Genomic DNA, 26,466 nt, shown 5'->3' on the forward strand with positions numbered 1-26,466 from the left:
CTATGGTGACCTGCTAGCCGTAGCTTGACAGCCGGTCTCGCAGTATCATGGAACGGATAATTCGCATTCCGAGTATATGATCTCGGGGGTCGCTGCAGGCGCGGCGGTTGTTGCCGAACCGATCAGGCAAGAGGAAATATGGCCGAAGATCTGATGCGCTATGACCTGATGGCCCAGGACGCCTTGCGCGGCGTCGTCCGGGCTGCGTTGAAGCGCGCTGCTCGTACGGGTCTGCCGGGCGACCATCATTTTTTCATCGCCTTCGACACCAACCATTCCGGTGTGCGGATCTCGGAACGGCTGCGCAAGAAATACCCGGAGGAGATGACCATCGTGCTCCAGCACCAGTTCTGGGGCCTCGAAGTCTCCGACGACCGGTTCGAGGTCGACCTGTCCTTCGACAATATTCCGGAACGCCTGGCCATTCCCTTTGCGGCCATCAAGGGTTTCTTTGACCCCTCGGTGCAGTTCGGCTTGCAGTTCGAGGTGATCCAGGCCAATCAGAACGCCAATGCGAGCGACGAGGATGCCGGCGCCGTCGCACCCATGGGGCTTTTGCCGCCAAGCGGCTCCGGGGGCCGCGAAGGGGTGGGCCGGGCGGGCCGGTCGAATGCCAGCGGAGAAACGGCGCCGCCCGCTCCGTCGAGTTCGGGGGGCAAGAAGTCCGCCTCGTCTCTGGCACCGGAAAGGACATCGGCCAAGAAAGGCAAACAGGCGGCCGCTGACAAGGGGGACGACCAGCCCGATGAAGCCAAGGTCGTGAAGCTCGACATGTTCCGGAAAAAATAGCTTGCAGAGATTTTCATGAAGACAGCAGGGCTCGCCGCGCTGGTCGCGGCTTCGTGGTTGGTTGCGTTTTCGCTCGTGCATGCAGCCTCCGCTCAAGAGCCCGTGCCCGCTAAGCAGCTGTTCGGCACGGCGGACCAGCCGGCACACCTGCCCTCGGCACCGCTCGGCTCCTACGCCAAGGGATGTCTCGCCGGCGCCGTGCAATTGCCGAGCGATGGTCCGAACTGGCAGGGCATGCGCCTCTCGCGCAACCGCCACTGGGGCCACCCGGCGCTCGTTGCCTTTATCCAGAGGTTCGCCAAGGACGCCCGGCAGAAGATCGGCTGGCCCGGCCTGCTTGTCGGCGATATGTCGCAGCCCCGTGGCGGCCCCATGCTCACCGGTCATGCCAGCCACCAGATCGGCCTCGACGTGGACATCTGGCTCGATCCGGCACCGAGGCGCCGCTTCACGGCGGAGGAGCGCGAGGAGTTGAGCGCCACCTCCGTCATCGCCAGCCGCTCCGAGATCAACCCCAACATCTGGAGCGCTGATCATGCGCGGCTGATCAAGCTGGCCGCCTCCTACCCCCAGGTCGGCCGTATCTTCGTCCATCCCGCCATAAAGAAGACGCTGTGCGCCTGGGCCGGTGCCGACCGTGCGTGGCTGAACAAGGTGCGCCCGATCTACGGCCACAACTATCATTTCCACGTGCGGCTGAAATGCCCCGTGGGCGCCATGGGCTGCAAGGATCAGGCACCGCCACCGCCTGGCGATGGCTGCGACGAGACCCTCGCCTGGTGGCTGTCGGACAAGCCCTATGCGCCGCCGGACAAGAAGACGCCGCCCGTCCCGCCGAAACCGCTGCTGCTCTCCGATCTGCCTCGTGGCTGCACGGCCGTGCTCAGGGCACCTTGACGCGGTCGTCACGGCCGGTTTTCAAGCGCATGGCCACGTGCTAGAGCGTGATCCCGAAAAGTGGCAACCGGTTTTCGGAAAAGATCACGCTCAAGAGCAGGATAGCGATTCCACACGGCCCGGCTCCTTGCGAAAGACGATTGGCGATTCATGACCCAGACACGCACTGAAACGGATTCCTTCGGCCCGCTCGAAGTTCCCGCAGATAAATACTGGGGCGCTCAGACCCAGCGCTCCCTCGGCAATTTCAAAATCGGCGGCGAGACCATGCAAACACCGCTGATCCGCGCCCTCGGCATCATCAAACAGGCCGCCGCCCGCACCAATATGGAGCTGGGCAATCTCGATCCCGGGATCGGCAAGGCCATCGTCGCCGCCGCCGACGAAGTCATCGCCGGCAAACTCGACGACCATTTTCCCCTGGTTGTCTGGCAAACCGGATCCGGCACCCAGACCAACATGAACGCCAACGAGGTGATCTCGAACCGGGCGATCGAGATCCTGGGCGGCAAGATGGGCTCGAAGAGCCCGGTGCATCCCAACGATCACGTCAACCGCTCGCAATCCTCGAACGACACCTTCCCCACGGCCATGCATATTGCCGTCACCGAGGAGATCCACCATTCGCTCATTCCCGCGCTCGAGCATCTCAAGAGAGCGCTCGATGAGAAGGTCGCGGCCTGGGCCGACATCATCAAGATCGGGCGCACCCACCTGCAGGATGCAACACCCCTCACGCTCGGGCAGGAGTTCTCCGGCTATGCGGCCCAGGTCGCCTACGGCATCGACCGTGTGAAATCGGCCCTGCCGCGGCTTTATTGGCTAGCGCAAGGCGGCACCGCGGTCGGCACCGGTCTCAACGCGAAAAGAGGCTTTGCCGAGACCTTTGCCCGCCATGTCGCCGAGATCACCGGCTTGCCCTTCGTGACGGCGCCGAACAAGTTCGAGGCGCTGGCGAGCCATGACAGCATGGTCGAGATCTCCGGCCAGCTCAACGTTGTCGCTGCCAGCCTGTTCAAGATCGCGCAGGATATCCGCTTGCTCGGCTCGGGCCCGCGCTCCGGCCTTGGCGAGCTGCACTTGCCGGAAAACGAGCCCGGCTCGTCCATCATGCCGGGCAAGGTTAACCCCACCCAATGCGAGGCGCTCACCATGGTGTGCTGCCAGGTCATGGGCAATAACGTGACCGTCAGCATTGCTGGCTCCCAGGGCAATTTCGAGCTCAACGTGTTCAAGCCGGTGATGGTGTTCAATGTGCTCCAGTCCATCCGGCTCCTCGCTGAAGCCGCCAGGAGTTTCACCGATAATTGCGTGGTCGGAATCGAGCCGAACCGCCGCCGCATCGAGGAGCTCATGGAGCGCTCGCTCATGTTGGTCACGGCCTTGGCGCCCAAGATCGGCTATGACCGTGCCACCGAGATAGCCAAGGCGGCCCACAAGAACGGGACCACCCTGCGCGAGGAGGCGCTGAGGCTCGGCTATGTCAGCCCCGAGGAGTTCGATCAGATCGTGCGTCCCGCCGATATGATCGGTCCCAATTGAAGCTGGAGCTGCCCCCAGAGCGCTCTGATGATCGGCCGTCGAAACGGTCGGTCATCGTCGCCGGCCACCCGACCAGCCTGTCGCTGGAGCCGGAATTCTGGGCGGCGCTTCGGGCGATCGCCGACGAGAGGAAGATCACTCTCAACCGGTTGATTACCGAGATCGACGGTCAGCGCGGACGTCGCGGCCTGTCGAGCGCCGCGCGCGTTTTCGCCCTGCGTTACCTCGGCCAGTATGTGAACCGGTTGGGATCGCTGAACCCGGCCGACGGCAATATGGACTGACCCCGTTCGGCCTCGTCTTCTGCCGCTTGCTTGTGCGCCTCGGGACGCCGCGTGCTCCGCCGCTCCAGGATTCGCTGCGCCTGCTGCGGGCGCTGCCTTCGCCAGATCGGAGATGCCGGCGCATCCTGTGCGCGGATCGTGCGTCGCGCCGGGACCGTGCTGCGTCTTGGCTCTGTTTCAGCCGGCGTCGTTCGGACCGTTGGCCGCCTGAGGGGCAGGCGCGAGGTGGTGTCATCGGGCGATAAGGGCTTTTCGATCCAAGGTACCGGGGCCAGCGGCAAGGGAGCAACCTCGACCTCCGGTGCGGCCGGCGGCGCAGCTTGGGCAGGCGGCGCAGCTTGAGCAGGCGCCGCGTTGGCCCCTGCGCGCTGCTCTGCCGCGCGACGCGCCTGCTCTTCAGCTTGCCGGCGGGCGATTTCGGCCTGCCGCTCCTCTTCGAGGCGGCGTGCCTCCGCGGCCTTTCTCGCCTCTTCCGCTTGCCGCGCCTCCTCGGCTTGCCGCGCTTCCTCGGCCTTGCGCGCTTCCTCGGCTTGCCGGGCTTGCTCAACCTTCCGGGCTTCCTCAGCCTTGCGTGCCTCTTCGGCCTGGCGGGCAGCCTCCTCCGCCGCGCGGCGCTCCTCTTCCTGCTTGCGCGCCGCCTCCTGTTCCCTCTGCAGCCGTTCCTGCTCCCGCTGCAGCGCCTCCAGCCGCTCGATATTCTCTCGCAGAACCCGCACCGTCAGATCCGAGCGCAAGGCAGCCACGTCATAGCTGCGCGACAGCGCGTCCGGCATGCCGCTCAGGGCAATGTCGAGCTTCGGCTGGCCTTCGAGCTCCGTCAGCCGCAGCGTGAACGCGCTGTCGAGTCCGCCGCTGGCAAGATCGAAATAGCTGCGCAGCTCTCCTTTCGCCGCATCGCCGGCAACCGGGATCGGCTCGAAGCGGATCACGCCTTCGCTCAGGAAAACCGGCGCTGCGCCTCCGGCAAAGGCCATCTGGCCGGAACTGAACGCGGTGGCGATGGCTTGATCGAGCTCCTCGACCGTGGTGACGGCCTTGAACCGTTCGGTCAGAGCCCGCGGGTCGAACGCCCTGACGACCGGCTCGCGCAGCGCGTAGCGGCCCTCGCCTTTGAGATTGGCGATGATGCCGGCTGGGCTGCGCCCGCTGCCGGAGAACCGCAGGTCGAGATCCAGCGCGCCGTCGGCGGCCGGCTGCCCCTGGGCGAAGCTCAGAACGGCCGCCAGGGGCAGTTGCTCGACGCGGGCCGTCCCGCGCACGTTCAGCTCCATGCCCGCCGCCTCGGCCGCGAGGTCCAAGGCTACCGGAGCGCCATAGAGCTCGGCATTGGCATCGGCCACGGTGAGCTTGCCATCTCCGGTCAGAATGCGAAACCGTGCATTGCTCAGCGGCAGCGTCTCCGTCAGGTCCAGCCGATCGACCTTGACCGCGAGATCGGTCGCAAGGCTGCGGAGGCGGCTCAAGGCGAATGGCTGGGCAGACCACAGATCCGCGTCATCCAGCCCGATGGTGAGCCCAGCGATGTCGCCCGCGCCCGGCGAGAGCAGCGCTGTGCCAAGCGCCCAGGGCGCCGACAGCCGAGAGAATACCAGGTCCCCGTCCAGCTTGGGGTGCGGTCCTCTCTGGAGGCTCAAGGTGCCGGTCGCATTCTCCGCTCCCAACCTGAGCTTGAGCTCGTCCACGGTCACGCTGTCCTCGGCTCCGCGCAGATTGGCCGTCAGCATCAGCTCCGGCAGGGTCGGCATCATCCCGGACGGAGCAGGCTCGCTCGTCTGCCGGTCGAGGCCCAGCACGCCAGCCAGCTTGACCGGATCGAGCGACGACACGGACACCCGCCCGTCAAACGAGCGCTGCTCGCCCCGGCGAAACGTGATGTTGGCCGTGCTCTCGCTGTCCAGCAACGATCCATGCACCGTCAGCTTCACATCCGCGTTCGTGGCCCCTTCCGCGTGCAGGCGCACGCTTGCCGGCCCGTCGGCACGATCCGGCGCCGGCAGTGGGACCGGTAACTGTGCCAGCAGCGCCGCGGCACTCCCGTTGTCCAGTTTGGCGTCGACGGCGAACCCGCCCTTGTCGATCGCCCCCGGTTCGCCGGCATAACGGCCGTCGAACGCGATCTTGGTGGTGCCGGCCGTGCCGGTCACGGCGAGATTGATCGCGCTGCGCCCCGGCTTGGCTGCTGCATCGATGCGGGCGTCGAGCACGGTGGGCCCCACACGCGCCAACAGATCCGACCAGGAGGAACCTGTCGCCTCGTCCTTCTCTCGCTTGCGCCCGATCGCCTCTTCGAGCAGGCGCGCCACCGGCTGTGGATCCGGTGCATCGAGGGTGAGCGCGACCGCCCCTTCCGGGCTTTCCGCGACATTGCGCACCTCGCCCGAGACGGCGAGCTTCGCACCCGAGAGATCGGCAATGTGCAGCGTTCCGACATGGAGATCCCCGGCCCTGAGCGCCACGTTGGCCTTGACCCCCGCGAGGTCGATGCCGCGGTAGCGAGCCCGGTCGATCGCAAGGTCCAAGGTGGCATCCACCGTCTTGAGCCACGCCCGGTCCACGCCCGCCAGAATCGCCGGCAATGAGGCCAGGCCCCCAGCTCCCTCCGGCTCGGCGAACCGCGCCAGCCCGTATTGCTCCGGCGCGATGTCGTCGAGGTCGATGTGATCGGCCGCGAGCTTCAGCAGCCATTGCGGCCGCTCGCCGCTGCTTACCACCAGCGAGCCCGTGCCCGACGCGTCGTCGACCGTATAGGCGACGTCGGTCAAAGCAAGGTCGCTCCGTCCGAGGGCGAACCCGCCCCGCGCCTCGACCGGCACCGGCACGTCCGGCGTTTCGGACGGGATGCTGGCGGCTGCCGCATCGGCCGGGTTTTGGGGAGGCGCCGTCTCGTCCACACGCGCCCAGGCCAGGAAAGTCGCGAGATCCTGGCCGGCAAGCTCGAACTGCCCCGTGAACCGCTCACCGCCCCGATCATAGCGCCCCGCCAGCATCAAGCGCACCCGTCCGGGCGCAACGCCGGAGAGACGCCGGATCTCGATCCCATCCCTGTTCGCATCCACCACCAGGATCAGGTTTTCGATGGTCGAATGGGCAAGCTCGAAAAACGTCGTCTTGACACCGACCCGCGCGGAGAGCCCGTCCGGCAGCTCCCCCACCAGCTGCTGCAGCGCGTCGAGAATGCCATCCCGGTCGAGCGGGATCCGGCGTCGGTCCGTCAGGCTCGCCAGCGCGACCCGGTTCGCCTCCAAGCTGGCGGTGACGACCGGCTTCTCGCCCAGGGCAATGGCGGCCGTACCCTTGATCAGGCGGGAAACGTCGTTGCGATCTCCAAGCGCGATTTCGATGCCCGTCAAGGTCACCTGCTCGAAGCTGCCGAGAAGATTGGCGCGCAGGAAGAACGGCCCCGGCGGTGGCCCCCTGTCGCTCTTCGCCGGCACTCCGCCCGGTTCCGATTTCGGCACCAGCCGTTCCACCGTCAGCGTACCGGTCAGCGGCTGCTCGTCATTGCCTTCCTTGAGCTCGCCGCTGAAGGCGAAGCTCAGTCCGGCGCCCGAAGCCGGAGCAGCGCGCAGCGCGAGCGCGATCGGGCCGTCGCCCCGCGGCCGCGACGTGTTGATGGTGAAGTGGAACTTGCGCTCGGCATAATCCGCCGTGCCGCTCATGCGATACGGCCCCGCCAGCGTCTTGGCCGACAGATCCATGGCGACATGGTCGAACCGGATCGTGGTGTCGCGCCGCTGGTCGTTCAGGAGCAGCGTGCCGTCGCTGATCGCCACGTTGTCCAGCATGATGTCGTCGACCGGCATCTGCGGGTCTATGTGGCCCTTGTCGGATATCGGCAGGATCAGCCGCCCGTCTGCGGTGCGCTCCAGGGTCATGACCGGTGAGACCAGCCGCGCATCGGTGATGGCGAACTGGCCCCGCAGCAGCGCGGGAATGGACAGGCGCGCTTCCAGCTGCTGAATGTGCAGCAAGCGCGACGGCCCCGCCTCCGGCTCGCCCGACACCGTCACGTCCTCGATCGACAGCAGCGGAATGGGCAGCACGCGCAGCGCGATGTTGCCGCCGACCGTCACCTGGCGGCCGGTCACCCGGCTGCCATAGTCCTCGATCCGGTCGCGATAGAGGTTCCAGTCGATGAAGTAGGGCGCGATCAATGCCGCGGTCAGCACGAAGATCGCCAGGATGCCGGCCCAGAGCAATGGGGACTTCATCGTCGCTGTTTCCGTCGGCGCACAGGCATGGTTTGCTCACTGCGACCACAGGTCCTCGCGGGCACGATCGCCCGCGGCTAAATGGCATTTCAACCGAAGATAATCAACACCCCCGCCGGCTACCACCTCCATCATATGCTGTTCGGCCGACGCGCACAGCCCACTATAGCGCGACGATTTTCCCGGGATTGAGGATATTCTGCGGGTCGAAAGCACGCTTGAGCGCCCGCATATAGGCCAGGGCCGGCCCATGCTCGGCCTCGAGGAACTTCATTTTGCCGCGCCCGACCCCGTGCTCGCCGGTGCAGGTGCCCTCCATGGCCAATGCCCGCAACGCCAGCCGTTCAGTGAATGCCTTCACGCGCTTCACATCGTCCGGATCGTCCATGTCGCAGAACACCATCACGTGGAAATTGCCGTCGCCCACATGCCCGACGATCGGTCCGAACATCCCGTGCGCCTCCAGGTCGCGCTTGGTGTCGATCACGCAGTCCGCCAGGCGCGAGATCGGCACGCACACGTCTGTTGCCAACACGGATTTCCCTGGCAAATACGCGCGCCCGGCCCAGAACACGTCGTGCCGCGCCTGCCACAGCCGGCTGCGGTCCTCCTGGTGCGTCGCCCAGGCAAAGGTTCCCCCGCCATTGGCCGCCGCGATCTCCGCGAACAGCTCGCTCTGCTCGCGCGTGCCGGCCGGCGTGCCGTGGAACTCCAGGAACAGGGTCGGAACCTCGGCCAGCCCGAGCTCGGAATAGGCATTGCACACCCGCACCTGATCCGCGTCCAGAAGCTCGATCCGCGCCACCGGCAGACCCAGCTGGATCGTCTGGATCACCGCCTGGCACGCCCCTTCCAGGCTGTCGAAGGGGCAAACCCCGGCCGAAATGGATTCGGGAATTCCGTAGAGCCTCAGCGTCACCTCGGTGATGATGCCGAGCGTGCCCTCGGAGCCGACCAGCACGCGGGTGAGATCGTAGCCCGCGGCGGACTTCCGCGCGCGCCGCGCGGTGTGGATCACCTCGCCACTGGCCATCACCGCCGTGAGGTTCAGCACGTTCTCCCGCATCGTGCCATAGCGCACCGCATTGGTGCCGGACGCGCGGGTCGCGGCCATGCCGCCAATGCTGGCATCCGCCCCCGGATCGATCGGGAAGAACAGACCGGTATCGCGCAGATGCTCGTTTAGCGCCTTGCGGGTCACGCCGGCCTGCACCCGGCAGTCCAGATCCTGAGTATTGACCTCAAGAATCCGATTCATCCGCGTGAGATCTATGGAAATTCCACCATCCGGCGCTGTGATATGGCCTTCGAGCGAGGTGCCCGTGCCATAGGCGATCACCGGGGTGTTCGTCGCCGCGCAGGCCCTCACGATGGCCTGCACCTCCTCCGTGCTCTCCACGAAGGCGACCGCATCCGGCAGGCCGGCCGCATTCCACGTCTGGTCGCGCCCATGCTGGTCGCGCACCGCCTCGGCGGTCGACAGCCGTTCCCCCAATAAGTCCCGCAGCGCCGCAATCGTCTGGGCGACCCCGGCAGCTGACCTCGTTCTGGCAGGCTCACCCATGCTGGGCATCCTCCTGAGTTACGTTTTCCGCCGAGCAGACCATCTCTCCGCAGCATCATGCCCCGCATGGGAAACGCGATGCCGCAGCCACCCGCAACCGGTCTTGCACAGTTGCCATCGTCTGCTATGGCTTTGGGCCCGGCCACGCCCGTTCGTTTGCGGCGGCGCCGGGCAGCCAGATGATCTCGGGGACACCAGGAAATCCATGAAGTTCAGCGCACCCTTCGAATCGACAGTCATGCGGGTCGAGCCGCAGTGGATTGATTATAACGGCCATCTCAACATGGCCTATTACAGCGTGCTGTTCGACCGCTGCACCGACGAGGCCTTCGCCTTGTTCGGCCTTGGTCCCGACTACGTCAAGCAAAAGAACGCCTCGTTCTACACCCTGGAGGTCCACATCACTTATCTCCGTGAGCTCATGGTTGATGCACCGGTCAGGGTCACCCTGCAGCTTCTGGATTATGACGCGAAGCGCTGCCATATCTTCCAGGAGATGTACCATGCCGAGGAAGGGTTCCTGTCGGCCACCTCCGAGCAGATATCCCTGCACGTGGACATGAACTTGAAGAAGAGCGCGCCTTTTCCGGATGACGTGCTGGCCCGCATCAAAGCCATGCGCGAGGCTCATGCCGACTTGCCGATACCCCCGCAGGTCGGCCATGTGATTGGCATACCGCGCAAGGCCTGACGCGCCGCCACCGAGGACAGAGGGATGACGGTTGCTGCACTGGCAAGATCAGCTGGCATCGAGAGCCGATCGGTGCAGCCGCTCGTCCGCCCTATTCCATATCGTGACCCTCTGACCGCCTTTGCCTCGTTCGCCGACCAGCCGATGGCGCTGCTGTTCGACTGCCCCGCGGTGGAAGCGGCGCGCAGCCGCTATGCCTATATCTGCGCATCGCCTTTCGCCACCGTGCGTGCGGCCGGCGACCGGGTCACGGTGACCACAGGCGCCGAGGTCAGGCGCTGCCAGGCCAATCCTTGGGATGTGCTGGCGAATGCTGTCCGTCCCTATCGGATGGTGTCGCTGCGCGACGGTCTACCCCCTTTCCAGGGCGGCGCCGCCGGCCTGCTCGGTTATGAGCTCAACCGGCATCTGGAACACGTGCCCGGCCCCAATGGTCAAGGGCTTGCCTGCCCCGACATGGCAGTGGGCCTCTATGACGTGATCGCCGCCTTCGACTGTATGGAGCGTCGGGCCTGGATCATCTCCTCGGGCCTGCCCGCGCGCGGCGATGCCGAGCGGCGCCGACGGGCGGAGCAGCGCGCCGACTGGCTCGAGGGTGCGCTTGCGCTGGCGGAGGCACTGCCCAGCCTCAACACCGCTGCGCGCGCCACCGTCAGGGCCGAACTGCCTCGCGAAGACTATCTCCAGCGAATTGCCCGCGTGAAGGATTATATTCTCGCTGGAGACATTTATCAGGCGAACTTCACCCAACGCTTCATGGCGCCCCTTCCCTCCGGGCTCGCGCCGTTCGACCTCTACCGGCGCCTGCGCGAGCGTAGCCGCGCGCCATTCTCCGTCTATCTCAACATCGATCCGGACACCGCCCTGCTGTCGGTCTCGCCCGAGCGTTTCCTCAAGCTCGACGGCTTCGGACATATCGAGACCCGCCCGATCAAGGGCACCCGCCCGCGCGGACGGGATGCGACGGAGGACGAGGCCCTCGCCCGTGAGCTCATCGCCAGCGAGAAGGACCGGGCCGAGAACCTGATGATCGTTGACCTCATGCGCAATGATCTCTCTCGTGTGTGCCTGCCCGGCTCGGTCAAGGTGCCAACCCTGTTCGGGCTGGAGAGCTTTCCGGCCGTGCATCACCTGGTGTCGGTGGTGGAAGGCCGGCTCAGGCCCGAGCACGACGCTATCGACCTGCTGCGGGCCGCCTTTCCCGGCGGTTCCATCACCGGTGCCCCGAAGATCAGGGCCATGGAGATCATCGCCGAGCTGGAGGTCGCGCCTCGCGGCCCCTATTGTGGCTCGGCCTTCTGGCTCGGCTTTTCCGGCAACATGGATTCGAGCATCCTCATTCGCTCGCCCGTCGTTGCCGATAGTCAGGTCATCATCCAGGCCGGTGGCGGCATCGTGGCCGACAGCGATCCCGAAGAAGAATACGAGGAAAGCCTGGTCAAGGCCCGCGCCATGATCGAGGCCGTGCAAATCACCTCCGGCCAGCCTGACCATGCAGATCTCGATTGACGGCCGCATCGTTCCCGCGGCGGAGGCCTCCGTGCCGGTGGCCGACCGCGGCTTCACCCTCGGCGACGGCCTGTTCGAGACCATGGCGGTGCATGAGGGCCGGGTGTTGCGGCTGGAGGCGCATCTTGCCCGTTTGCGCCAAGGGCTTGCGGCCCTGCGCCTGCCGCTGGCCTTGCCTGACCAAGATCTGGCAGACCGTATTCATGCCTTGGTGGCCGTCAATAACTTGCGCGAAGGCTCGCTCCGCCTCACGATAACCCGTGGCCAAGGTCCCCGCGGCCTCTTGCCGGCCGACCCGCCCCGGCCCGGCGTGATCATCACGGCCAGCCCCTGGGCAAGCCGGCCGACCGAGATTGCGGCGATCATCGCCCGCTCCACCCGCCGCAACGAGCACTCGCCCCTCTCGCGCGTGAAGGCGCTGGGCTATCTCGACAGCATCCTGGCGCTTATCGAGGCGCAGGAGCAGGGCGGGCAGGAAGCCATCCTGCTGAACAGTGCCGGGCTCGCCGCCTGCGCCTCCGCCGCGAACCTGTTCGTCATGCGTCAGGGTAAGCTGCTGACCCCGCCCGTGAGCGACGGCGTGCTGCCGGGCATCGTCAGGGGTGAGATCATCGCGCGCCACGGAGGACAGGAACGCTCGCTTGACCCCGCCGACCTCGCCGCAGCCGACGAGATCATCCTGAGCAACAGCCTCGGCCTGCGCTCGGTGGTGAGGCTCGATGAAAAGCCGATCGGAGCCGGCGCCGCGGGGCCTGTTGCACGGCAACTCGCCGCGGCTATCCCCTTCCCTGGCCATTCACGCCATTGCCGCGCTTGACGCGGCAATCCAGGGCCAAGCGGAACGCCCTTGCCGTGGCGGTTTTGGAGAAAGATAAGCTATTTCCGTCATTGCCGCGCTCGACGCGGCAATCCAGGGCCAAGCGGAACGCCCTTGCCGTGGCGGTTTTGGAGAAAGATCAGCTATTTCCGTCATTGCCGCGCTCGACGCGGCAATCCAGGGCCAAGCGGAACGCCCTTGCCGTGGCGGTTTTGGAGAAAGATCAGCTATTTCCGTCATTGCCGCGCTTGACGCGGCAATCCAGGGCCAAAGGGGAAGACAGAGCCACAGGCCCGGTCAAGCCGACATGACAAGCCTGAGGGCTTGAATCAGCAACTTACGATCACCCCAGCCCGATCGGCTCGCGCGAGGTGGCGACGCGCGGGTCGATCCCGGCCTTGCGCAAGGTGCGTTCCAGCAGCTGCTCGTAGATCGGCCGCCCTCCGGCCCAATGGGCGAACAGGTTCGCGGTCACGGCCGTGATCATCACCGGCAGCAGCAAGGTGTAGGAGCCGGTCAGCTCGATCGCCAGCGCCACGCCCACGATCGGCGCCCGCACGCTCGCGGTGAACAGCCCGCCCATGGCCGCCACCGCGAAGGCTGTCGGCGCAATGGCGAAATCCGATCCGAGCCCATTGGCCAGCCCGCCGAAAGCAAGGCCCACGCATGTGGCCAGCGTCAGGATCGGCGCGAAGATGCCGCCCGGCACGCCGGTAGAATAGCTGGTGACGGTGGTGAGGAACCGCAGCAGCGCCAGCCCGAGCAGAACCCAGAACCCCGGATTGTGGCTTGCTAGTTCCTCGATCACCGCCTCGCCGCCCCCAACCGCCCAGGGCGCCAGCACGAACAGCATGCCGATCATGAGCCCGATCACCGCCGGATAGGCATAAGGCAGGCGCTTCTCGCAGGCGGCCGCGAAATCCGACGCCGCAAGCAGGCCGGCATTGAGCGCGACGCCAACCAGCCCGAGCAGCCCTCCCAGCACCAGGAAGCCGGGCAGGCTCCACAGCGGCACCGCGTGCACCATGATGTCGAGGTCCGGCGCCGGGCTGGTCAAATTTTGCAGCACCACGGCCGACAGGCAGGACGCGACGATCACGCCCATATAGGTGCGGAACGTGTAGGGAAACTGCCGGTGCGTCTCCTCGATCACGAACAGCACCGCCGCCAGCGGCGCATTGAACGCGCAGGCAAGGCCGGCGGCGGCGCCCGCGGCAAGCAGTCCGCGACGCTCGAAATCGATGATGCGCGACCATTCGGCAAGCGCTGCCGCAACCGAGGCGCCGATATGTATGGTCGGTCCTTCGCGGCCCAGCACCAGCCCTGAGGAAATCGACAGTAACCCGGCAAGGAACTTCACCGGCAGCACCCGGCGCCAGTGCACCTCGCGCAAGCCTTCGAGCGCGCCCTCCAATTCCTGCACGCCACTGCCGCCTGCTTCCGGCGCATAGCGCTTCACCAGAAACACGCACAGCACCGTAATCGCCATCGTGACCAGCGCTGCCGATACCACCAGCCATGGCCCGCCGACGACCGTGCCCAGCCACTGTGGCCACTGGATCAGCCAATCGATGCCCAAATGAAACACGGTGCCGAGCACGCCGACCACCAGTCCCACCAGCGCCGCCAGTCCCATATACTTGGCTTGGCCACGTCGCTGCTGTTGCTCGGTCTCCTCCACCGGTCCCCGCATCCTCAATGCTGCACATCTGCAGGGGACCTATCATCCGCGACTCGCGGGATCAACGGGTCGAATCATCCGCAAGCGGTGCTATATAGGCTGCATGACCTCTTCTCTGGATACAGACCGATGACGCCGCGCCCCATGGACCTCTCGGATTTCGACGACGAGGTGCCGCCGCCATCGGCTGGCGGCATCGCCGCGCGGGCCATGGCGCGGCCCATGGGCGATGCGCCCTATTTGACCGCCCTCAACCCCGAGCAGCGTGAGGCGGTGGAAGCGCTCGACGGTCCGGTTCTGGTTCTGGCCGGCGCCGGCACCGGCAAAACCCGGGTGCTCACTACCCGCCTTGCCCATATCCTGGCCACCGGCCGTGCCTTTCCCGGCCAGATCCTGGCGGTGACCTTCACCAACAAGGCAGCCCGCGAGATGAAGGACCGCATCGGCCTGCTCATTGGCGGCGTGGTCGAAGGCATGCAGTGGCTCGGCACCTTCCACTCCATCGGCGTCAAGGTCTTGAGGCGGCATGCCGAGCTCGTGGGCCTGCGCCCAGACTTCTCGATCCTGGACACCGACGATCAGATCCGGCTGCTCAAGCAGGTGATCGCCGCCGCCGACATTGACGAGAAGCGCTGGCCGGCCCGTCACCTCGCCAGCCTCATCGACAGCTGGAAGAACCGTGGGCTCACCCCCGACCGGGTGCCGGCGGGCGAATCCCACGCCTATGCCAATGGCCGCGGTGCTGAGCTCTATGGCGACTACCAGGCGCGCATGAAGGTGTTGAACGCCTGCGACTTCGGCGACCTGCTGCTGGAGCCCCTGCGCCTGTTCCAGGACAATCACGAGGTGCTGCAGTCCTTTCAGCGCAAGTTCAAATACATGCTGGTGGACGAATACCAGGACACAAACGTCGCCCAGTATCTCTGGCTGAGGCTCTTGGCCCAGGGGCACAGGAACATCTGCTGCGTGGGCGATGACGACCAGTCGATCTATGGCTGGCGCGGGGCGGAGGTGGATAACATCCTGCGCTTCGAGAAGGACTTTCCGGGCGCCAAGGTCATCCGGCTGGAGCGCAACTACCGCTCCACGCCCCACATCCTCGCCGCCGCCTCGGCCCTCATCGCCCATAACGAAGGCCGGCTCGGCAAGACCCTGCACACCGACGTCGCCACTGGTGAGAAGGTGGTGGTGCGCGGCCACTGGGATGCGGAGGAGGAAGCCCGCGCCATCGGCGAAGACATCGAGGCGGCCCATGCTCGCGGCCAGTCCTATAACGAAATGGCCATCCTGGTGCGTGCGTCCTTCCAGATGCGCGAATTCGAGGACCGCTTCATCACCTTAGGGCTCCCCTACAAGGTGGTGGGCGGCCCGCGTTTCTATGAGCGGCAGGAGATCCGCGACGCGCTCGCCTATCTCAAGGTGACGGCCCAGCCCGACAACGACCTCGCCTTCGAGCGCATCGTGAACGTCCCCAAGCGGGGCATCGGCGATTCCAGCGTCAAGAAGGTGCATGAAGTGGCCCGCGCGCAAGGAACGTCGCTGTTCCGCGCGGCCGAGATGATGGTCGACACCGACGAGCTGCCCGCCAAGGCGCGGACGGCCTTGAAGCAGCTCATCCAGAGCTTCCGCCGCTGGTGCTCCCTGCTCGACGGCATGCCCCATACCGACCTGGCCGAGATGGTGCTGGATGAGTCCGGCTATACCGAGATGTGGCAGAACGACCGCAGCCCCGAGGCGCCCGGGCGGCTGGAAAATCTGAAGGAGCTGGTGCGCTCCATGGGCGAGTTCGAGACCATGAACGGCTTCCTCGAGCACATCGCCCTGGTGATGGACGCCGACAACCAGGCCTCCGACGACAAGGTCAGCATCATGACCCTGCACTCGGCCAAGGGGCTGGAATTCGACACCGTATTCCTGCCGGGCTGGGAGGAAGGGCTTTTCCCCCATCAGCGCTCGCTGGACGAGAACGGCCGCGCCGGCCTGGAGGAGGAACGGCGCCTCGCCTATGTCGGCATCACCCGGGCGCGCAAGTTCTGCACCATCTCCTTCGCCCAGAACCGGCGCGTGCACGCCCTATGGCAAAGCGCCCTACCCTCGCGTTTCGTCGACGAGCTGCCGGAGGACGATGTCGAGATCGAGCGCTCCTCCTCGAATTACAGTTCGTATGGCCGCGGCTGGGCCTTCGGCGAGAGTCGGTTCGACACCATGAATCCCTACCAGACCGACTATGCGACCCCCGGCTGGAAGCGGGCCCGCCAGGCCTATGACAGCGGCCAGTCCGTGCGCTCCGCCCCCCATTTCATTGAAGGCGAGCTTGTCGCCCGCGAGGATGCGGACGCCGTGCGTTTCAGCCGCGGCGAGCGCGTGCTGCATGGCAAATTCGGCGAGGGCACCGTCACCGGCGTCGACGGCAACAAGCTGACCATCGACTTCGACGAGGCCGGGGAAAAACGGGTGCTGGCGAGCTTCGTCGAGCGGGTCTAGTCAAGCCGGCCCATGACGGTTTTTCAGTGATCGTCATCACCGGCCTTGAGCCGGTGATCCAGGGCCACAAGGGAAGGCCAGTGCCCTGCGGGGTGGCTACTACCAGCGCACCAGCGCCGCCCCCCAGGTGAAGCCGCCGCCCATGGCCTCCATCAGCACCAGGTCGCCCCGGCGGATGCGCCCGTCCTTCACGGCCACGTCCAGCGCCAGCGGTATGGAGGCGGCCGAGGTGTTGCCGTGCACATCCACGGTGAGCACCACCTTGCTTTCGGGAATGCCGAACCGCTTGGCGGTGCTGTCGAGAATGCGCTTGTTGGCCTGGTGCGGCACCACCCAGTCCACATCCTCGGCCGTAAGACCCGCATCCGCGAGGGTCTCGCCCATCACGCTGGCGATGTTGATCACCGCGTGCTTGAACACCTCTTTGCCCTCCATGCGCAAATGACCCACGGTCTGCGTGCTGGAAGGGCCGCCATCCACATAGAGCTTGTCCTTGTGCCGCCCGTCGGAATGCAGCCGGGTGGCGAGCACGCCGCGATCCGCAACGCTGCCTTGGCCCTCCTGCGCCTCCAGCACCACGGCGCCGGCCCCGTCGCCGAACAGCACGCAGGTGGTACGGTCCGACCAGTCGAGGATGCGCGAGAAGGTCTCCGCGCCGATCACCAGCGCACGCTCGGCGCCGCCGGCCCGCACCATCGCGTCCGCCACGGACAGGGCATAGACGAAGCCGGAGCACACCGCCTGCACGTCGAAGGCCGCCCCGCGTGTCATGCCCAGTTCCGCCTGCACCGAGGTCGCGGTCGCCGGAAAGGTGTTGTCGGGGGTGGACGTGGCCAGCACGATCAGGTCGATGGCGTCCGCCCCGATGCCCGCATCCGCGAGGGCGGCCCGTGCCGCCGCGACCGCCAGATGGCAGGTGGTCTCCCCGTCCGCGGCGATGCGCCGCTCGCGAATCCCGGTACGCTCGACGATCCACTCGTCGCTCGTGTCCACGAACTGGGCGAGATCGTTATTGGTGAGGACCTTGGCCGGGAGGTACGAACCGATACCCTGAATAACCGCACGCCGCATCGGGTCAGACCCCCTCCGCCTTCAACGCCGAGCTGTCGTCGGTCTGCCCGGCGTTGTACTTGGCGGCGAGGTCGGCCGCGATCTTCTCGATCAAGCGGTTGCGGGTCGTTTCCACAGCCACGTCGATGGCGGCGGCGAATCCGATCGCGTCCGTGCCACCATGGCTTTTCACGACGATGCCGTTCAATCCGAGCAAAACGCCTCCGTTCTTGGTTCGCGGGTCGAGCCGCGCCTTCAGCGCATCGAAGGCGCCGCGCGACAAGAGATAGCCGATCCGCGTGAGCAGGGAGCGGTTCATGGCCTGTTTCAGATAGGCCGTCAACTGCCGCACGGTTCCCTCGGCGGCCTTGAGGGCGATATTTCCGGTAAAGCCCTCGATCACGAACACATCCACCGTTCCCTTGCCGAGGTCGTCGCCCTCGACGAAGCCGCAATATTCGATGGGCAGCTTGGCCTCGCGCAGGCGGCGGCCCGCCTCGCGCACCTCCTCCACGCCCTTCATCTCCTCGATGCCGACATTCAGCAGCCCTACCGTGGGCCGCTCCACCCCCAGCATGCAGCGGGCCATCGCCTCGCCCATGACGGCGAAGTCGAACAGCTGGTCCGCATCCGCCCCGATGGTCGCGCCAAGATCGAGCACGATCGAATCGCCGCGCAGCGTCGGCCAGAAACCGGCAATCGCCGGGCGCGAGATGCCGGGCATGGTCTTCAGGATGACCTTGGCCATCGCCATCAGCGCGCCGGTATTGCCGGCCGAGACCACCACGTCGGCCTCGCCCGCCTTCACCGCCTCGATCGCGCGCCACATGCTGGAGACGTTGCGGCCCCGGCGCAGCGCCTGGCTCGGCTTGTCCTCCATGGCGATCGCCACGTCCGTGTGCACGACCGCAGCCTTGTCCCGCACCCGCGGATAGCGATCGAGGACGGGCGCCAGCCTCCCCTGGTCCCCAAACAGCACAAATCTGATCTCGGGATGGCGCTCCAAGGCGATATCCGCGCCGGGCACGACGATCTCCGGCCCGCGGTCACCTCCCATGGCATCCAAAGCTATGGTCAGAGGATCAGGCATCAATGCGTAGCTATCACGGCCCTCACGGGATCAGCCACAGAATTGGTCGGCTGATTGGCCGATGTCGGCTTCGGCACAATACGCATTCGCCCGGTCGAGACAACAAGAAACTAAGGGCACGCGCTGAAGTCCGCATGGGTCAGCCGCATCAACGGCCGTTATCCTCCGGGCCGATCGCCTTCTTGAGCGCCAGGAGCGCAGCGAATGGAGTCTCATCCTGCTTTTCCTCCGGCTGCGCAGCATAGCCCGATTCGATCTCCGCCCCTTCCTTTCGGGGATATGGATCGATCACCAGGGCCAATTCCTCGGCCACCACGGCACCGAGATCGATGACGCCGTTCTCGATCACGTCCGGCGGATCCTCTCCGGCAATATCGACCACGGCCTCCGTCGCGCCCTCCCCAACCGGTGCCGGCCCTTGGATGAAGCTGCGCTCGAATTCCTGCTCGTAGACCCGCTGCAGCGGCTCCAGGGTGACGACGCAGACCTGCTCGGCTTCGGCGTGCAGCTGTCCGCTGACGCGCACGCCGTTGCCCCGCCAGGGCTTCAGCGAAAGCTTCGCTTCGAGCGCATCGAGCCGGGCCAGACCGAGCCAGCCCGCCAGAACCTCGCGCTCCGCTTGGGTCGCGACCAGCCGCTCCTCGAGCCCGTCCTCCCCCACCGCGGCGATTTCGAAAGGACGCTTGAAACCATCCGGATGACTGCTGCCGCCCGATCCGGCCTCGTCCACCTCTACCATTGTCGGCTCCTCAAAGTGTGGCAAGCCTCGGCGAGGTCAGCGGCGCAGAGCGCGTCTCGCCCTGCGGCGCCGGGTCCACGACAGGCAAACGTGCGTTCATGAGGTCATCGAGGCTCGCCGAATCAAGCGCCTCATCCAGCGCGATCACATAATTGGCGAGATCGGCGAAGCGGTTCCCGGCTTGCACGCCGTCTGCCGCCAGGTTGCGTGCGAGAAATGCCGCAACCATGGCCCTTTGGTCACTGGCCGCCAGCGCCTGGTCCAAGGCCTTGCCGCGGCCATAGAAGGCCTCGGCGAGCTTTCTGACCTTCTTGCCGACGGCAAGGTCGCCGACGCCGATCTCGCGCAGATTGTGGTCGAAATCGGTGAACATCACCGTGCAGATATCCTCGGCCAGGCCGGAGACCGGGCCCTGCTCGCGGCGCAGCCGCCGCAGCACCAGGATGGTGTGCAGCACCACCATCTCGAATCGCCCTTCCAGCGTGTCCGGCACGCCGAGCGCGCTGTACAGTCCGGGTTGCCGTGCCTGCGCCACAATCGCCGCGTAGATGGCGCGAGGGATACCGTCGCGGCGTCGCCGCCCAAGCAGTCTGTCGAATATCATGTTTAGAGCCGGTGGTGAAAGTGCAGGACCCTGCGCTTGCCAAGCCTGCCAAGTCCGGAGTAACTCGGACTGAAGAACAGCAGGTAAGATCGGGTCGTTCACCCTTCAAGTTAGAGGGATCCTCCGAGTGGTCAATCCTCCACGCGTCTCGCGCCGAATCGTGCTCCGCAACGGGCTGCTCGCCCTCGGCCTGGCCGGTGCCATTGCCGCCTGCAGCCCTGTCGTTGATCACCGAGGCTATCTGCCGCACGGCGATGACATCAAGAAGGTGCAGCCCGGCATGAGCAAGACCGAGGTACAGGCTCTCCTCGGCAGCCCCTCCACCACCGCCACCGTGAATTTCCACGGCGACAGCTACTACTACATCTCCGATACGGTCGAGCAGGCCGCCTTCTTCAAGCCCACGGTGGTCGAGCGGCAGATCTTCGCCGTCAGATTCAACCAGAACGACCAGGTCGAGAGCTTCGCCCTTTACGGACTGGAAGATGGCCGCGTCATCGATTTCAGCACGCGCCAGACGCCGACCCGCGGCAAGGAGCTGACCATCCTCCAGCAACTGTTCTCGAACGTCGGCAAGTTCAGCCCCGATTCGCTCGGCGGTGGCGGCGGCCGCGGGCCGGGCGGCTCGATCGGCGGCAGTCCGTTCTAGCGAGCATGGCCCCTGGATTTGCCGGGTCGAGCCTCTGACATTCTCTACAAAATCGTCATGCCCCGGCTCGACCGGGGCATCCAGGGCCACAGTTGCTGAGACTGATTAAGTCGTCATGCCGGCCTTGAGCCGGCATCCAGGGCCACACGGCACGAACGTTCCCCTTGCGGCCCCTGGATTGCCGCGTCAACCCTCGAAATTTCCCCGCAAAACCGTCATGCCCCGGCTCGACCGGGGCATCCAGGGCCACAGTTGCTGAGACTGATTAAGTCGTCATGCCGGCCTTGAGCCGGCATCCAGAGCCACACGACACGAATGTTCCCCTTGCAGCCCCTGGATTGCCGCGTCAACCCTCGAAATTCCCCGCAAAACCGTCATGCCCCGGCTCGACCGGGGCATCCAGAGCCACAGTTGCTGAGACTGATTAAGTCGTCATGCCGGCCTTGAGCCGGCATCCCAGGGCCACACGGCACCAACGTCCCCCTGCAGCCCCTGGATTGCCGCGTCAAGCGCGGCAATGACTAAGTTGCTGAGACTACCGTCATGCCGGCCTTGAGCCGGCATCCAGGGCAACCTGACAAGTGGAGCCGGGATGGCGAGTCAAAGAGGAGCCATCTCGCTCTAGGAACCGGCGGGCCGCGGCCGCTGCAAGCGGCGCATCGCCAGCAGGCCGAGCAGCAGCAGCAGCACGATTTTGGCGGTCTCGCTGATGACGAACCAGCGGTGATAGCCGGCAGGCGGGACCGTCTCCCCGGCCACGATCATAGCGACCCGCAACTTCAGGGCGGGCAGCAGCCAGTAGGACTGCGCCATCAAGATCACCAGCACGCAGAAGGCCAGGAACATCTGCCACGGCGGCACCCGCGCCAGCATGACCAGAAGGGCGAGCAGCAAGCCGAAGCCCCACTCGACCCGGTTCAGCAGTTGGAACGTCACCCGCCCGATTTCCAGCGCGACCGACAGGGTAAGCGACTGCACCTCGAACTTGATCGGCGTGGCGAGCCCCGAAACCCCGATCACCATGCCGGCCCAGACCAGTGCAGTGGCAGCGAGCAGCAGGCCGCCCCAATATGTGCGTAAGGACGCCGTTCGGTTCATGATCCATCCTTTTTTGGCAAACCCGGCAGATCATTGCCGGGTCGCCTTTCGAACAGGCCGGTTTGACCGGGACGATGGAGCACTCGGTGACCGCAACCACGTAGACCTCGCCATGACGGCATCCAACGCGTCCAGGATCGTGATCTATGCCGCCCTGATCGGCAATGTGCTGATCGTCATTACCAAATTCATGGCCGCAGCACTAACGGGCAGTTCCGCCATGCTCAGCGAGGGCATTCATTCTCTCGTCGACAGTGGCAATGAAGTCCTCCTCCTCCACGGCATCCGCCGGGCGTCCCGTCCGCCGGACTTTGCTCATCCCCTCGGCCATGGACGCGAAATCTACTTCTGGAGCTTCATTGTCGCGGTGCTGATTTTCGCCCTCGGGGCAGGCGTCTCGCTCTATGAAGGCATCACTCACCTGCTCAACCCGGAGCCGATCCGTAATATCATGATCAACTATGTCGTGCTGGCGGCGTCGATGGTGTTCGAGGCGGGCTCCTGGCTCGTCGCCTTGAAGGGCTTTCGCAAGCAGAAGGGCAGCCTGGGCTATCTCGCCGCCATCCGGCAGAGCAAGGATCCGACCACATTCACCGTGCTGTTCGAGGACACCGCCGCGCTGCTTGGCCTGCTCGTCGCCACCGCGGGAATCACCGCAGCCCATGTGTTCGCGATTCCCGAATTTGACGGCCTCGCCTCGATCGGCGTGGGGCTGATTCTGGGTGGCACCGCCATCCTGCTCGCCCGGGAGAGCAAAGGCCTGCTGATCGGCGAACGGGCTTTGCCCGAGGTGGAGAGAGAGATCGTGGCGGCCGCCGGCAGCGACCCAGCCGTGCAACAGGTCAACGGCATGTTCAGCGTCCATCTGGCGCCGGACCAGATCGTGGTCGGCCTGAGCATAGATTTTCGCGATGAGCTCAAGGTCGACGAAATCGAGGCCTGCATCGAGCGCCTGGAGAACAGCCTCCGCCGCAGCAGGCCGGAGATCACCGCCATCTTCATCAAGCCGCAGAGCGCCGCCACCTGGCGGGCGCGCCAGCTCGCCCATTCAAACCGTTGAAGCCGACGGTGCCGGTCAATACTATCGCCGCGGCACCGGGGGCCAGCAGAGCCTTGCCGTCGGCGGCACGATCATTTGCAGGTCACGGGGAGAGTGAGAGTTGAGCGCATCCAAGGAAGCGGTCCTGGAATGGGTCCCGCCATTCCAGGTCGGCGAGTCCTTCAGCCGCGAGGTGGTCTTCGATGCCGAATCCATCAGGACGTTCGCGCGGATGGCCCTCGACGACAACCCTCTCCATCACGATGAGGATTATGCGAAGACCACCCGTTTCGGCGGGTTGATCGCGAGCGGCACTCAGACCATCGGGGTGACGACCGGTTCGGTCGCCGCCTTTCTCACCGGCCGCTGCAGCGCGCTCGGGCTGCAATTCAACTGCACCTTGCGCCGCGCCGTTCGCGCCGGCGAGGCTGCCACCATCTTCTGGCGCATCGACAAGATCACGCCGAAAGCGAGCCTGGGCGGCTACCTCCTGGAGATGACCGGCCGGCTCGTCACCAGCGCCGGCCAAGACGCGGTGGCCGTCAAGGCCACCACCCTGATCCTGCCGCCGTCCGGCCTCTCGGGTCCGCAATCGTGAGCATGCGGCGCGAGTGCCGCATGCCCGGCAAGGTCTGTGGGCCGCCTGCCGTTTATGGCACCCAGCTTTCCACGGTCGACTTGTTCGCCTCCACCCACTTCTTGGCGGTTTCCGCGGGATTGGCGCCCGGCTGCTCGTTTTCCAGCATCACGGCCTGCTCCTGGTCCAGGCTCAGGGCGAAGTTGTCGAGAATGGCATAGAGCTTCGGGTCATCCTCCTTGAGGCCCTTGCGCACCACCGTGTTCACCGTCTCCTCGCTACCGAACACCCCTTTGGGATCCTCGAGATACTTCAGATCGAAGCTCGAATGCATCCAGTGCGGTGTCCAGGTGGTGACGATGATCGGCTCCTTGCGGTTATACGCGTCCTTCAGCGCCGCGACCATGGTCGCATCCGAACCCTCGATCAGCTTCAGCGGTAGGTCGTATTCCTGAATGGCCTTCTCGGAGGCCTTCATCAGGCCGGCGCCCGGATCGATCCCGATGACTTGTCCCTTGAACTCGGCGGCCTTGTTCTTGAGATCCTCCATGGAGTTCACGTCCTCCACATAGGTGGGCACCGCCCAGCCGATCTTGGCGCCCGTGACGTTCGGCCCGAGATCGACCACCTGGTCCTTCAGCTTTTCGAAATAGGCCTGGTGGGTGGCCGGCAGCCAGGCGGCGACCATGGCATCCGCCTCGCCGCTGGCCACCGCCTGCCACATGGCCGCCGCCGAGAGCGGCACGGTCTTGACGTTGTAGCCCTCCTGCTCCAGCACGGTCTTGATGATGTTGGTGGCGACCACCGCGTCGGACCATTCCACATAGGCAATGGTCACATCCTCAAGCGCAGCCGCAGGCCCTCCCGCGACCATCGTCGCCAGCGCGAGGCCGGCTGCACCAAGCAGTGTCGAGCGTCTGGTCAGCATAGTTCTCTCCCTTTCTTGTCATGCCGGTTTGGGTTGATCTTCGGCCGGCTGCGCGCCGGCTTCCGATGGAATGGCGCCGCCCCTGGCCTCGGCCTGGAGCTTGTGCGCAATCTGCTGCGTGATCCGGTCGAGGATGATGGCGAGCAGCACGATGGCGATGCCGGCCTGCACCCCCTGCCCCGCCTCCAGCCGCTGGATCGCCCGCCACACCTCGCCGCCGAGGCCGCCGGCGCCGATCATGGCGGCGATCACCACCATGGACAGGGCGAGCATGATCGTCTGGTTGATGCCCGCCATGATGGTCGGCAGCGCCAGCGGCAGTTCCACCTTCACCAGCTTCTGCACGCGGCTTGATCCGAACGCGTCCGCCGCCTCGATCAGCTGCGGCGGCGTCTGCAAAATGCCCAGCGCCGTGAGCCGGATGGTCGGCGGCATGGCGAAGACGATGGTGGCGAAACAGGCCGACACCGCGCCGAGCCCGAAGAAGGGAATGGCCGGGATCAGATAGACGAAGGACGGCATGGTCTGCATCATGTCGAGCAGCGGGCTGATGGCGCGCCACACCCGCGGCTTCACGGCCGCCAGAATGCCGATGGGCACCCCGATGAGCAGCGCCACCGCCGTCGAGAACAGCACCAGCACCACTGTCTGGATCGTGGCGTTCCACAGGCCCAAATTCCACAGGAACGCGAAGCCGAGCACCGCCAGAAGGGCGATCCGCCGCCCCACGAGCCACCACACCAGGGCGCCGATGGCCACGAGCACCACCCAGGGCGGCAGCCACAGCAGCCCCGAAATGGTCGCATCCAGCCCGCTGGAGACCACGCGGCTGACCGCACGCGTCAGCCCCGAGAACGTGGCCGTCAGCCAGTCGAGCGCGAGGTCGGCCAGCTCCGCCAGGGGAAAGCGTGGGATTTGCCAGTCCATGTCGCCTCCTAGAGCATTTTCGAGCGAAGTGGCTACCGGTTCGCGTAAAGAAAATGCGAGAAACCTAAGGAACGAGAGCATGGTCCGATCCAACGTGATCGGAGTGCGCTCTCGGGGTCAGCCGGCCATCTCGACGCCGCGGCGATGCTGGGCGGCGAGCGCCGCGACCACCCCATGCTCCGTCAGAATGCCGGCCGGCCGTCCCTCTTCCCCGACCACCGTGACCCCGGCAACGCCGGAGGCCAGCACCGCCAGCGCCGCCCGCAGGGTGGTGCCGGCCGGAAGCTGCGGCAGATCGGCCGGGCTCATGCCGCTCGGCACTTCCGCCATGGGGCGCATGACGTCGCGGGCTTTCAGCACGCCCAGCACGTCGATATGAGCGACGAAGCGCTCCACGTAATCATCCGCCGGATCGGTCAGAAACTCCAGTGCCGATCCTTGCTGTACGATCTCGCCGTCGCGCATGATCACGATCCGCCCGCCCAGGGCGATCGCCTCGTCGAGGTCGTGGGAGACGAAGACAATCGTTTTCTTCAGCGACTTCTGCAGGGCCACGAGCTCGCGCTGCATGTCGCGGCGGATCAGCGGGTCGAGGGCTGAGAACGCCTCGTCCATCAGCAGGATATTGGCATCGACCGCAAGCGCGCGGGCAAGCCCCGCCCGCTGCTGCATGCCGCCCGAGAGCTGCGCGGGCAGCGCCGCCTCCCAGCCCTTCAGCCCCACCAGCTCGATCGCCTCCAGCGCGCGCTCCCGGCGCACGTCCGGCGCAACACCCTGCACTTCCAGCCCGTATTCCACATTGGCCAGGATCGAGCGGTGGGGAAACAGCGCGAACTGCTGGAACACCATCCCGAACTTCGCCCGCCGGAACGCCAGCAGCGCCTTGGGCGAGAGGTCGGTCACCTCCGTCCCATCGACGACGATGCTGCCCTCGCTCGGATCGACCAGGCGGTTGATGCACCGGAGCGTCGTCGACTTGCCCGAGCCGGACAGCCCCATGACGATGAGGATCTCGCCCTTGGCCACCTCGAAGGAAACGTCGCGCAGGCCGAGCACGCAGCCGGTGCGCTCGAGGATCTGATCGCGGGGAACGCCGGAACGGGCCAGCTCGAGGGCCTCGTCAGGACGGTCGCCGAAAACCTTGGTGAGGCCGGTCACCTTGATGCATGTGCTCGCCTCCACCTCCATTCCCGGCACCAACGTCCCCTCATCGGCTTACCGGCGGTTCTCCGCCGCCATGTGCTCCCGCTTCAGCGAAACACGGGAGAAACCGCTGCCTCTTGCCTGAATGAGGCA

At 65.8% G+C, this 26,466-nt stretch carries 22 protein-coding genes; 11 read left to right on the forward strand and 11 right to left on the reverse strand.

Translation table 11 applies throughout. The features are described from left to right. Positions 1-138: 138 nt before the first annotated feature. The 4 genes from E4P09_RS09420 to E4P09_RS09435 all read left to right on the forward strand — a co-directional run bounded on the left by E4P09_RS09420 (position 139) and on the right by E4P09_RS09435 (position 3,512). Positions 139-789: an SspB family protein gene (locus E4P09_RS09420; RefSeq protein WP_137389371.1), complete on the forward strand. Its 651-nt coding sequence runs from the start codon at positions 139-141 to the stop codon at positions 787-789. Positions 790-804: 15 nt separating this feature from the next. Further along, a complete protein-coding gene (mepA, locus tag E4P09_RS09425) occupies positions 805-1,686 on the forward strand; it encodes a penicillin-insensitive murein endopeptidase (protein WP_137389372.1) in 882 nt (293 codons plus the stop codon). Positions 1,687-1,836: 150 nt separating this feature from the next. Beyond that, a complete protein-coding gene (gene fumC / locus E4P09_RS09430; protein WP_137389373.1) occupies positions 1,837-3,228 on the forward strand; it encodes a class II fumarate hydratase in 1,392 nt (463 codons plus the stop codon). After that, the gene (locus tag E4P09_RS09435; RefSeq protein ID WP_239025107.1) at positions 3,225-3,512 is read left to right on the forward strand and encodes a ribbon-helix-helix domain-containing protein; all 288 of its coding nucleotides are present in this window, start codon (positions 3,225-3,227) and stop codon (positions 3,510-3,512) included. Before fumC ends, E4P09_RS09435 begins: the two co-directional genes overlap by 4 nt. Here the strand turns inward: E4P09_RS09435 and E4P09_RS09440 are convergent. Together E4P09_RS09440 and E4P09_RS09445 are read right to left on the reverse strand one after the other, a co-directional pair. Beyond that, complete coding sequence (locus E4P09_RS09440) at positions 3,449-7,723, reverse strand: AsmA family protein (RefSeq protein WP_137389374.1); 4,275 nt, start codon at positions 7,721-7,723, stop codon at positions 3,449-3,451. The genes E4P09_RS09435 and E4P09_RS09440 overlap by 64 nt on opposite strands. Positions 7,724-7,886: 163 nt before the next feature. Then, a complete protein-coding gene (locus E4P09_RS09445; RefSeq protein WP_239025108.1) occupies positions 7,887-9,287 on the reverse strand; it encodes an FAD-binding oxidoreductase in 1,401 nt (466 codons plus the stop codon). A gap of 205 nt (positions 9,288-9,492) precedes the next feature. Between E4P09_RS09445 and E4P09_RS09450 the strand changes: the two genes are divergently transcribed. The 3 genes from E4P09_RS09450 to E4P09_RS09460 are packed head-to-tail and all read left to right on the forward strand — an operon-like array spanning position 9,493 to position 12,304. Beyond that, positions 9,493-9,978 carry a thioesterase family protein gene (locus E4P09_RS09450; RefSeq protein WP_137389376.1) on the forward strand — a complete coding sequence of 162 codons (486 nt, stop codon included), beginning with the start codon at positions 9,493-9,495 and terminating at the stop codon, positions 9,976-9,978. Positions 9,979-10,002: 24 nt separating this feature from the next. Continuing rightward, positions 10,003-11,487 (forward strand): aminodeoxychorismate synthase component I, encoded by a 1,485-nt coding sequence (gene pabB / locus E4P09_RS09455; protein WP_137389377.1) that lies wholly within the window; start codon positions 10,003-10,005, stop codon positions 11,485-11,487. After that, on the forward strand, positions 11,471-12,304 hold the full coding sequence (locus tag E4P09_RS09460; RefSeq protein WP_137389378.1) for an aminotransferase class IV: 834 nt from the start codon (positions 11,471-11,473) through the stop codon (positions 12,302-12,304). The genes pabB and E4P09_RS09460 overlap by 17 nt, the downstream gene beginning before the upstream one ends. A 343-nt stretch (positions 12,305-12,647) precedes the next feature. On the opposite strand, the gene clcA is transcribed toward E4P09_RS09460, so the two are convergent. Further along, positions 12,648-13,997, reverse strand: a complete 1,350-nt coding sequence (clcA, locus tag E4P09_RS09465; RefSeq protein ID WP_137389379.1) for a H(+)/Cl(-) exchange transporter ClcA — start codon at positions 13,995-13,997, stop codon at positions 12,648-12,650. Between the two features lie 117 nt (positions 13,998-14,114). On the opposite strand from clcA, the gene E4P09_RS09470 reads away from it, so the two are divergent. Next, complete coding sequence (locus tag E4P09_RS09470) at positions 14,115-16,469, forward strand: ATP-dependent helicase (protein ID WP_137389380.1); 2,355 nt, start codon at positions 14,115-14,117, stop codon at positions 16,467-16,469. Positions 16,470-16,568: 99 nt separating this feature from the next. Here the strand turns inward: E4P09_RS09470 and E4P09_RS09475 are convergent, their stop codons facing one another. The 4 genes from E4P09_RS09475 to E4P09_RS09490 form a co-directional block, all read right to left on the reverse strand. After that, positions 16,569-17,540: a beta-ketoacyl-ACP synthase III gene (locus E4P09_RS09475; RefSeq protein ID WP_137389381.1), complete on the reverse strand. Its 972-nt coding sequence runs from the start codon at positions 17,538-17,540 to the stop codon at positions 16,569-16,571. Between the two features lie 4 nt (positions 17,541-17,544). Continuing rightward, a complete protein-coding gene (plsX, locus tag E4P09_RS09480) occupies positions 17,545-18,609 on the reverse strand; it encodes a phosphate acyltransferase PlsX (RefSeq protein ID WP_137389382.1) in 1,065 nt (354 codons plus the stop codon). A 148-nt stretch (positions 18,610-18,757) separates the two neighbouring features. Then, complete coding sequence (locus tag E4P09_RS09485) at positions 18,758-19,348, reverse strand: YceD family protein (RefSeq protein WP_137389383.1); 591 nt, start codon at positions 19,346-19,348, stop codon at positions 18,758-18,760. Between the two features lie 10 nt (positions 19,349-19,358). Then, the gene (locus tag E4P09_RS09490) at positions 19,359-19,952 is read right to left on the reverse strand and encodes a ubiquinol-cytochrome C chaperone family protein (RefSeq protein WP_137389384.1); all 594 of its coding nucleotides are present in this window, start codon (positions 19,950-19,952) and stop codon (positions 19,359-19,361) included. Between the two features lie 127 nt (positions 19,953-20,079). Between E4P09_RS09490 and E4P09_RS09495 the strand changes: the two genes are divergently transcribed. After that, the gene (locus tag E4P09_RS09495; protein ID WP_137389385.1) at positions 20,080-20,601 is read left to right on the forward strand and encodes an outer membrane protein assembly factor BamE; all 522 of its coding nucleotides are present in this window, start codon (positions 20,080-20,082) and stop codon (positions 20,599-20,601) included. Between the two features lie 621 nt (positions 20,602-21,222). On the opposite strand, the gene E4P09_RS09500 is transcribed toward E4P09_RS09495, so the two are convergent. Continuing rightward, on the reverse strand, positions 21,223-21,699 hold the full coding sequence (locus E4P09_RS09500; protein ID WP_137389386.1) for a hypothetical protein: 477 nt from the start codon (positions 21,697-21,699) through the stop codon (positions 21,223-21,225). A 112-nt stretch (positions 21,700-21,811) separates the two neighbouring features. Between E4P09_RS09500 and E4P09_RS09505 the strand changes: the two genes are divergently transcribed. Further along, positions 21,812-22,759, forward strand: coding sequence for a cation diffusion facilitator family transporter (locus E4P09_RS09505; RefSeq protein WP_137389387.1), 948 nt, complete (start codon positions 21,812-21,814; stop codon positions 22,757-22,759). Between the two features lie 100 nt (positions 22,760-22,859). Beyond that, complete coding sequence (locus tag E4P09_RS09510; RefSeq protein ID WP_137389388.1) at positions 22,860-23,336, forward strand: MaoC family dehydratase; 477 nt, start codon at positions 22,860-22,862, stop codon at positions 23,334-23,336. 52 nt (positions 23,337-23,388) lie between these two features. On the opposite strand, the gene E4P09_RS09515 is transcribed toward E4P09_RS09510, so the two are convergent. The 3 genes from E4P09_RS09515 to E4P09_RS09525 form a co-directional block, all read right to left on the reverse strand. Next, a complete protein-coding gene (locus E4P09_RS09515) occupies positions 23,389-24,243 on the reverse strand; it encodes a glycine betaine ABC transporter substrate-binding protein (RefSeq protein WP_137389389.1) in 855 nt (284 codons plus the stop codon). Between the two features lie 18 nt (positions 24,244-24,261). Further along, on the reverse strand, positions 24,262-25,170 hold the full coding sequence (locus tag E4P09_RS09520; RefSeq protein ID WP_137389390.1) for an ABC transporter permease: 909 nt from the start codon (positions 25,168-25,170) through the stop codon (positions 24,262-24,264). A 117-nt stretch (positions 25,171-25,287) separates the two neighbouring features. Beyond that, positions 25,288-26,358 (reverse strand): quaternary amine ABC transporter ATP-binding protein, encoded by a 1,071-nt coding sequence (locus E4P09_RS09525; RefSeq protein WP_137390239.1) that lies wholly within the window; start codon positions 26,356-26,358, stop codon positions 25,288-25,290. Between the last annotated feature and the right edge of the window lie 108 nt (positions 26,359-26,466).

This window comes from Rhodoligotrophos defluvii (assembly GCF_005281615.1).
Lineage (GTDB): Bacteria > Pseudomonadota > Alphaproteobacteria > Rhizobiales > Im1 > Rhodoligotrophos > Rhodoligotrophos defluvii.

Coding starts and splice junctions, on each gene's coding strand:
- clcA (WP_137389379.1), bottom strand. CDS start 13,997: ATGCGGGGACCGGTGGAGGAGACCGAGCAACAGCAGCGACGTGGCCAA.
- E4P09_RS09485 (WP_137389383.1), bottom strand. CDS start 19,348: ATGGTAGAGGTGGACGAGGCCGGATCGGGCGGCAGCAGTCATCCGGAT.
- E4P09_RS09460 (WP_137389378.1), top strand. CDS start 11,471: ATGCAGATCTCGATTGACGGCCGCATCGTTCCCGCGGCGGAGGCCTCC.
- pabB (WP_137389377.1), top strand. CDS start 10,003: ATGACGGTTGCTGCACTGGCAAGATCAGCTGGCATCGAGAGCCGATCG.
- E4P09_RS09505 (WP_137389387.1), top strand. CDS start 21,812: ATGACGGCATCCAACGCGTCCAGGATCGTGATCTATGCCGCCCTGATC.
- E4P09_RS09450 (WP_137389376.1), top strand. CDS start 9,493: ATGAAGTTCAGCGCACCCTTCGAATCGACAGTCATGCGGGTCGAGCCG.
- E4P09_RS09445 (WP_239025108.1), bottom strand. CDS start 9,287: ATGGGTGAGCCTGCCAGAACGAGGTCAGCTGCCGGGGTCGCCCAGACG.
- E4P09_RS09515 (WP_137389389.1), bottom strand. CDS start 24,243: ATGCTGACCAGACGCTCGACACTGCTTGGTGCAGCCGGCCTCGCGCTG.
- mepA (WP_137389372.1), top strand. CDS start 805: ATGAAGACAGCAGGGCTCGCCGCGCTGGTCGCGGCTTCGTGGTTGGTT.
- E4P09_RS09420 (WP_137389371.1), top strand. CDS start 139: ATGGCCGAAGATCTGATGCGCTATGACCTGATGGCCCAGGACGCCTTG.
- plsX (WP_137389382.1), bottom strand. CDS start 18,609: ATGCCTGATCCTCTGACCATAGCTTTGGATGCCATGGGAGGTGACCGC.
- E4P09_RS09470 (WP_137389380.1), top strand. CDS start 14,115: ATGACGCCGCGCCCCATGGACCTCTCGGATTTCGACGACGAGGTGCCG.
- E4P09_RS09475 (WP_137389381.1), bottom strand. CDS start 17,540: ATGCGGCGTGCGGTTATTCAGGGTATCGGTTCGTACCTCCCGGCCAAG.
- E4P09_RS09490 (WP_137389384.1), bottom strand. CDS start 19,952: ATGATATTCGACAGACTGCTTGGGCGGCGACGCCGCGACGGTATCCCT.
- E4P09_RS09525 (WP_137390239.1), bottom strand. CDS start 26,358: ATGGAGGTGGAGGCGAGCACATGCATCAAGGTGACCGGCCTCACCAAG.
- E4P09_RS09440 (WP_137389374.1), bottom strand. CDS start 7,723: ATGAAGTCCCCATTGCTCTGGGCCGGCATCCTGGCGATCTTCGTGCTG.
- E4P09_RS09520 (WP_137389390.1), bottom strand. CDS start 25,170: ATGGACTGGCAAATCCCACGCTTTCCCCTGGCGGAGCTGGCCGACCTC.
- fumC (WP_137389373.1), top strand. CDS start 1,837: ATGACCCAGACACGCACTGAAACGGATTCCTTCGGCCCGCTCGAAGTT.
- E4P09_RS09500 (WP_137389386.1), bottom strand. CDS start 21,699: ATGAACCGAACGGCGTCCTTACGCACATATTGGGGCGGCCTGCTGCTC.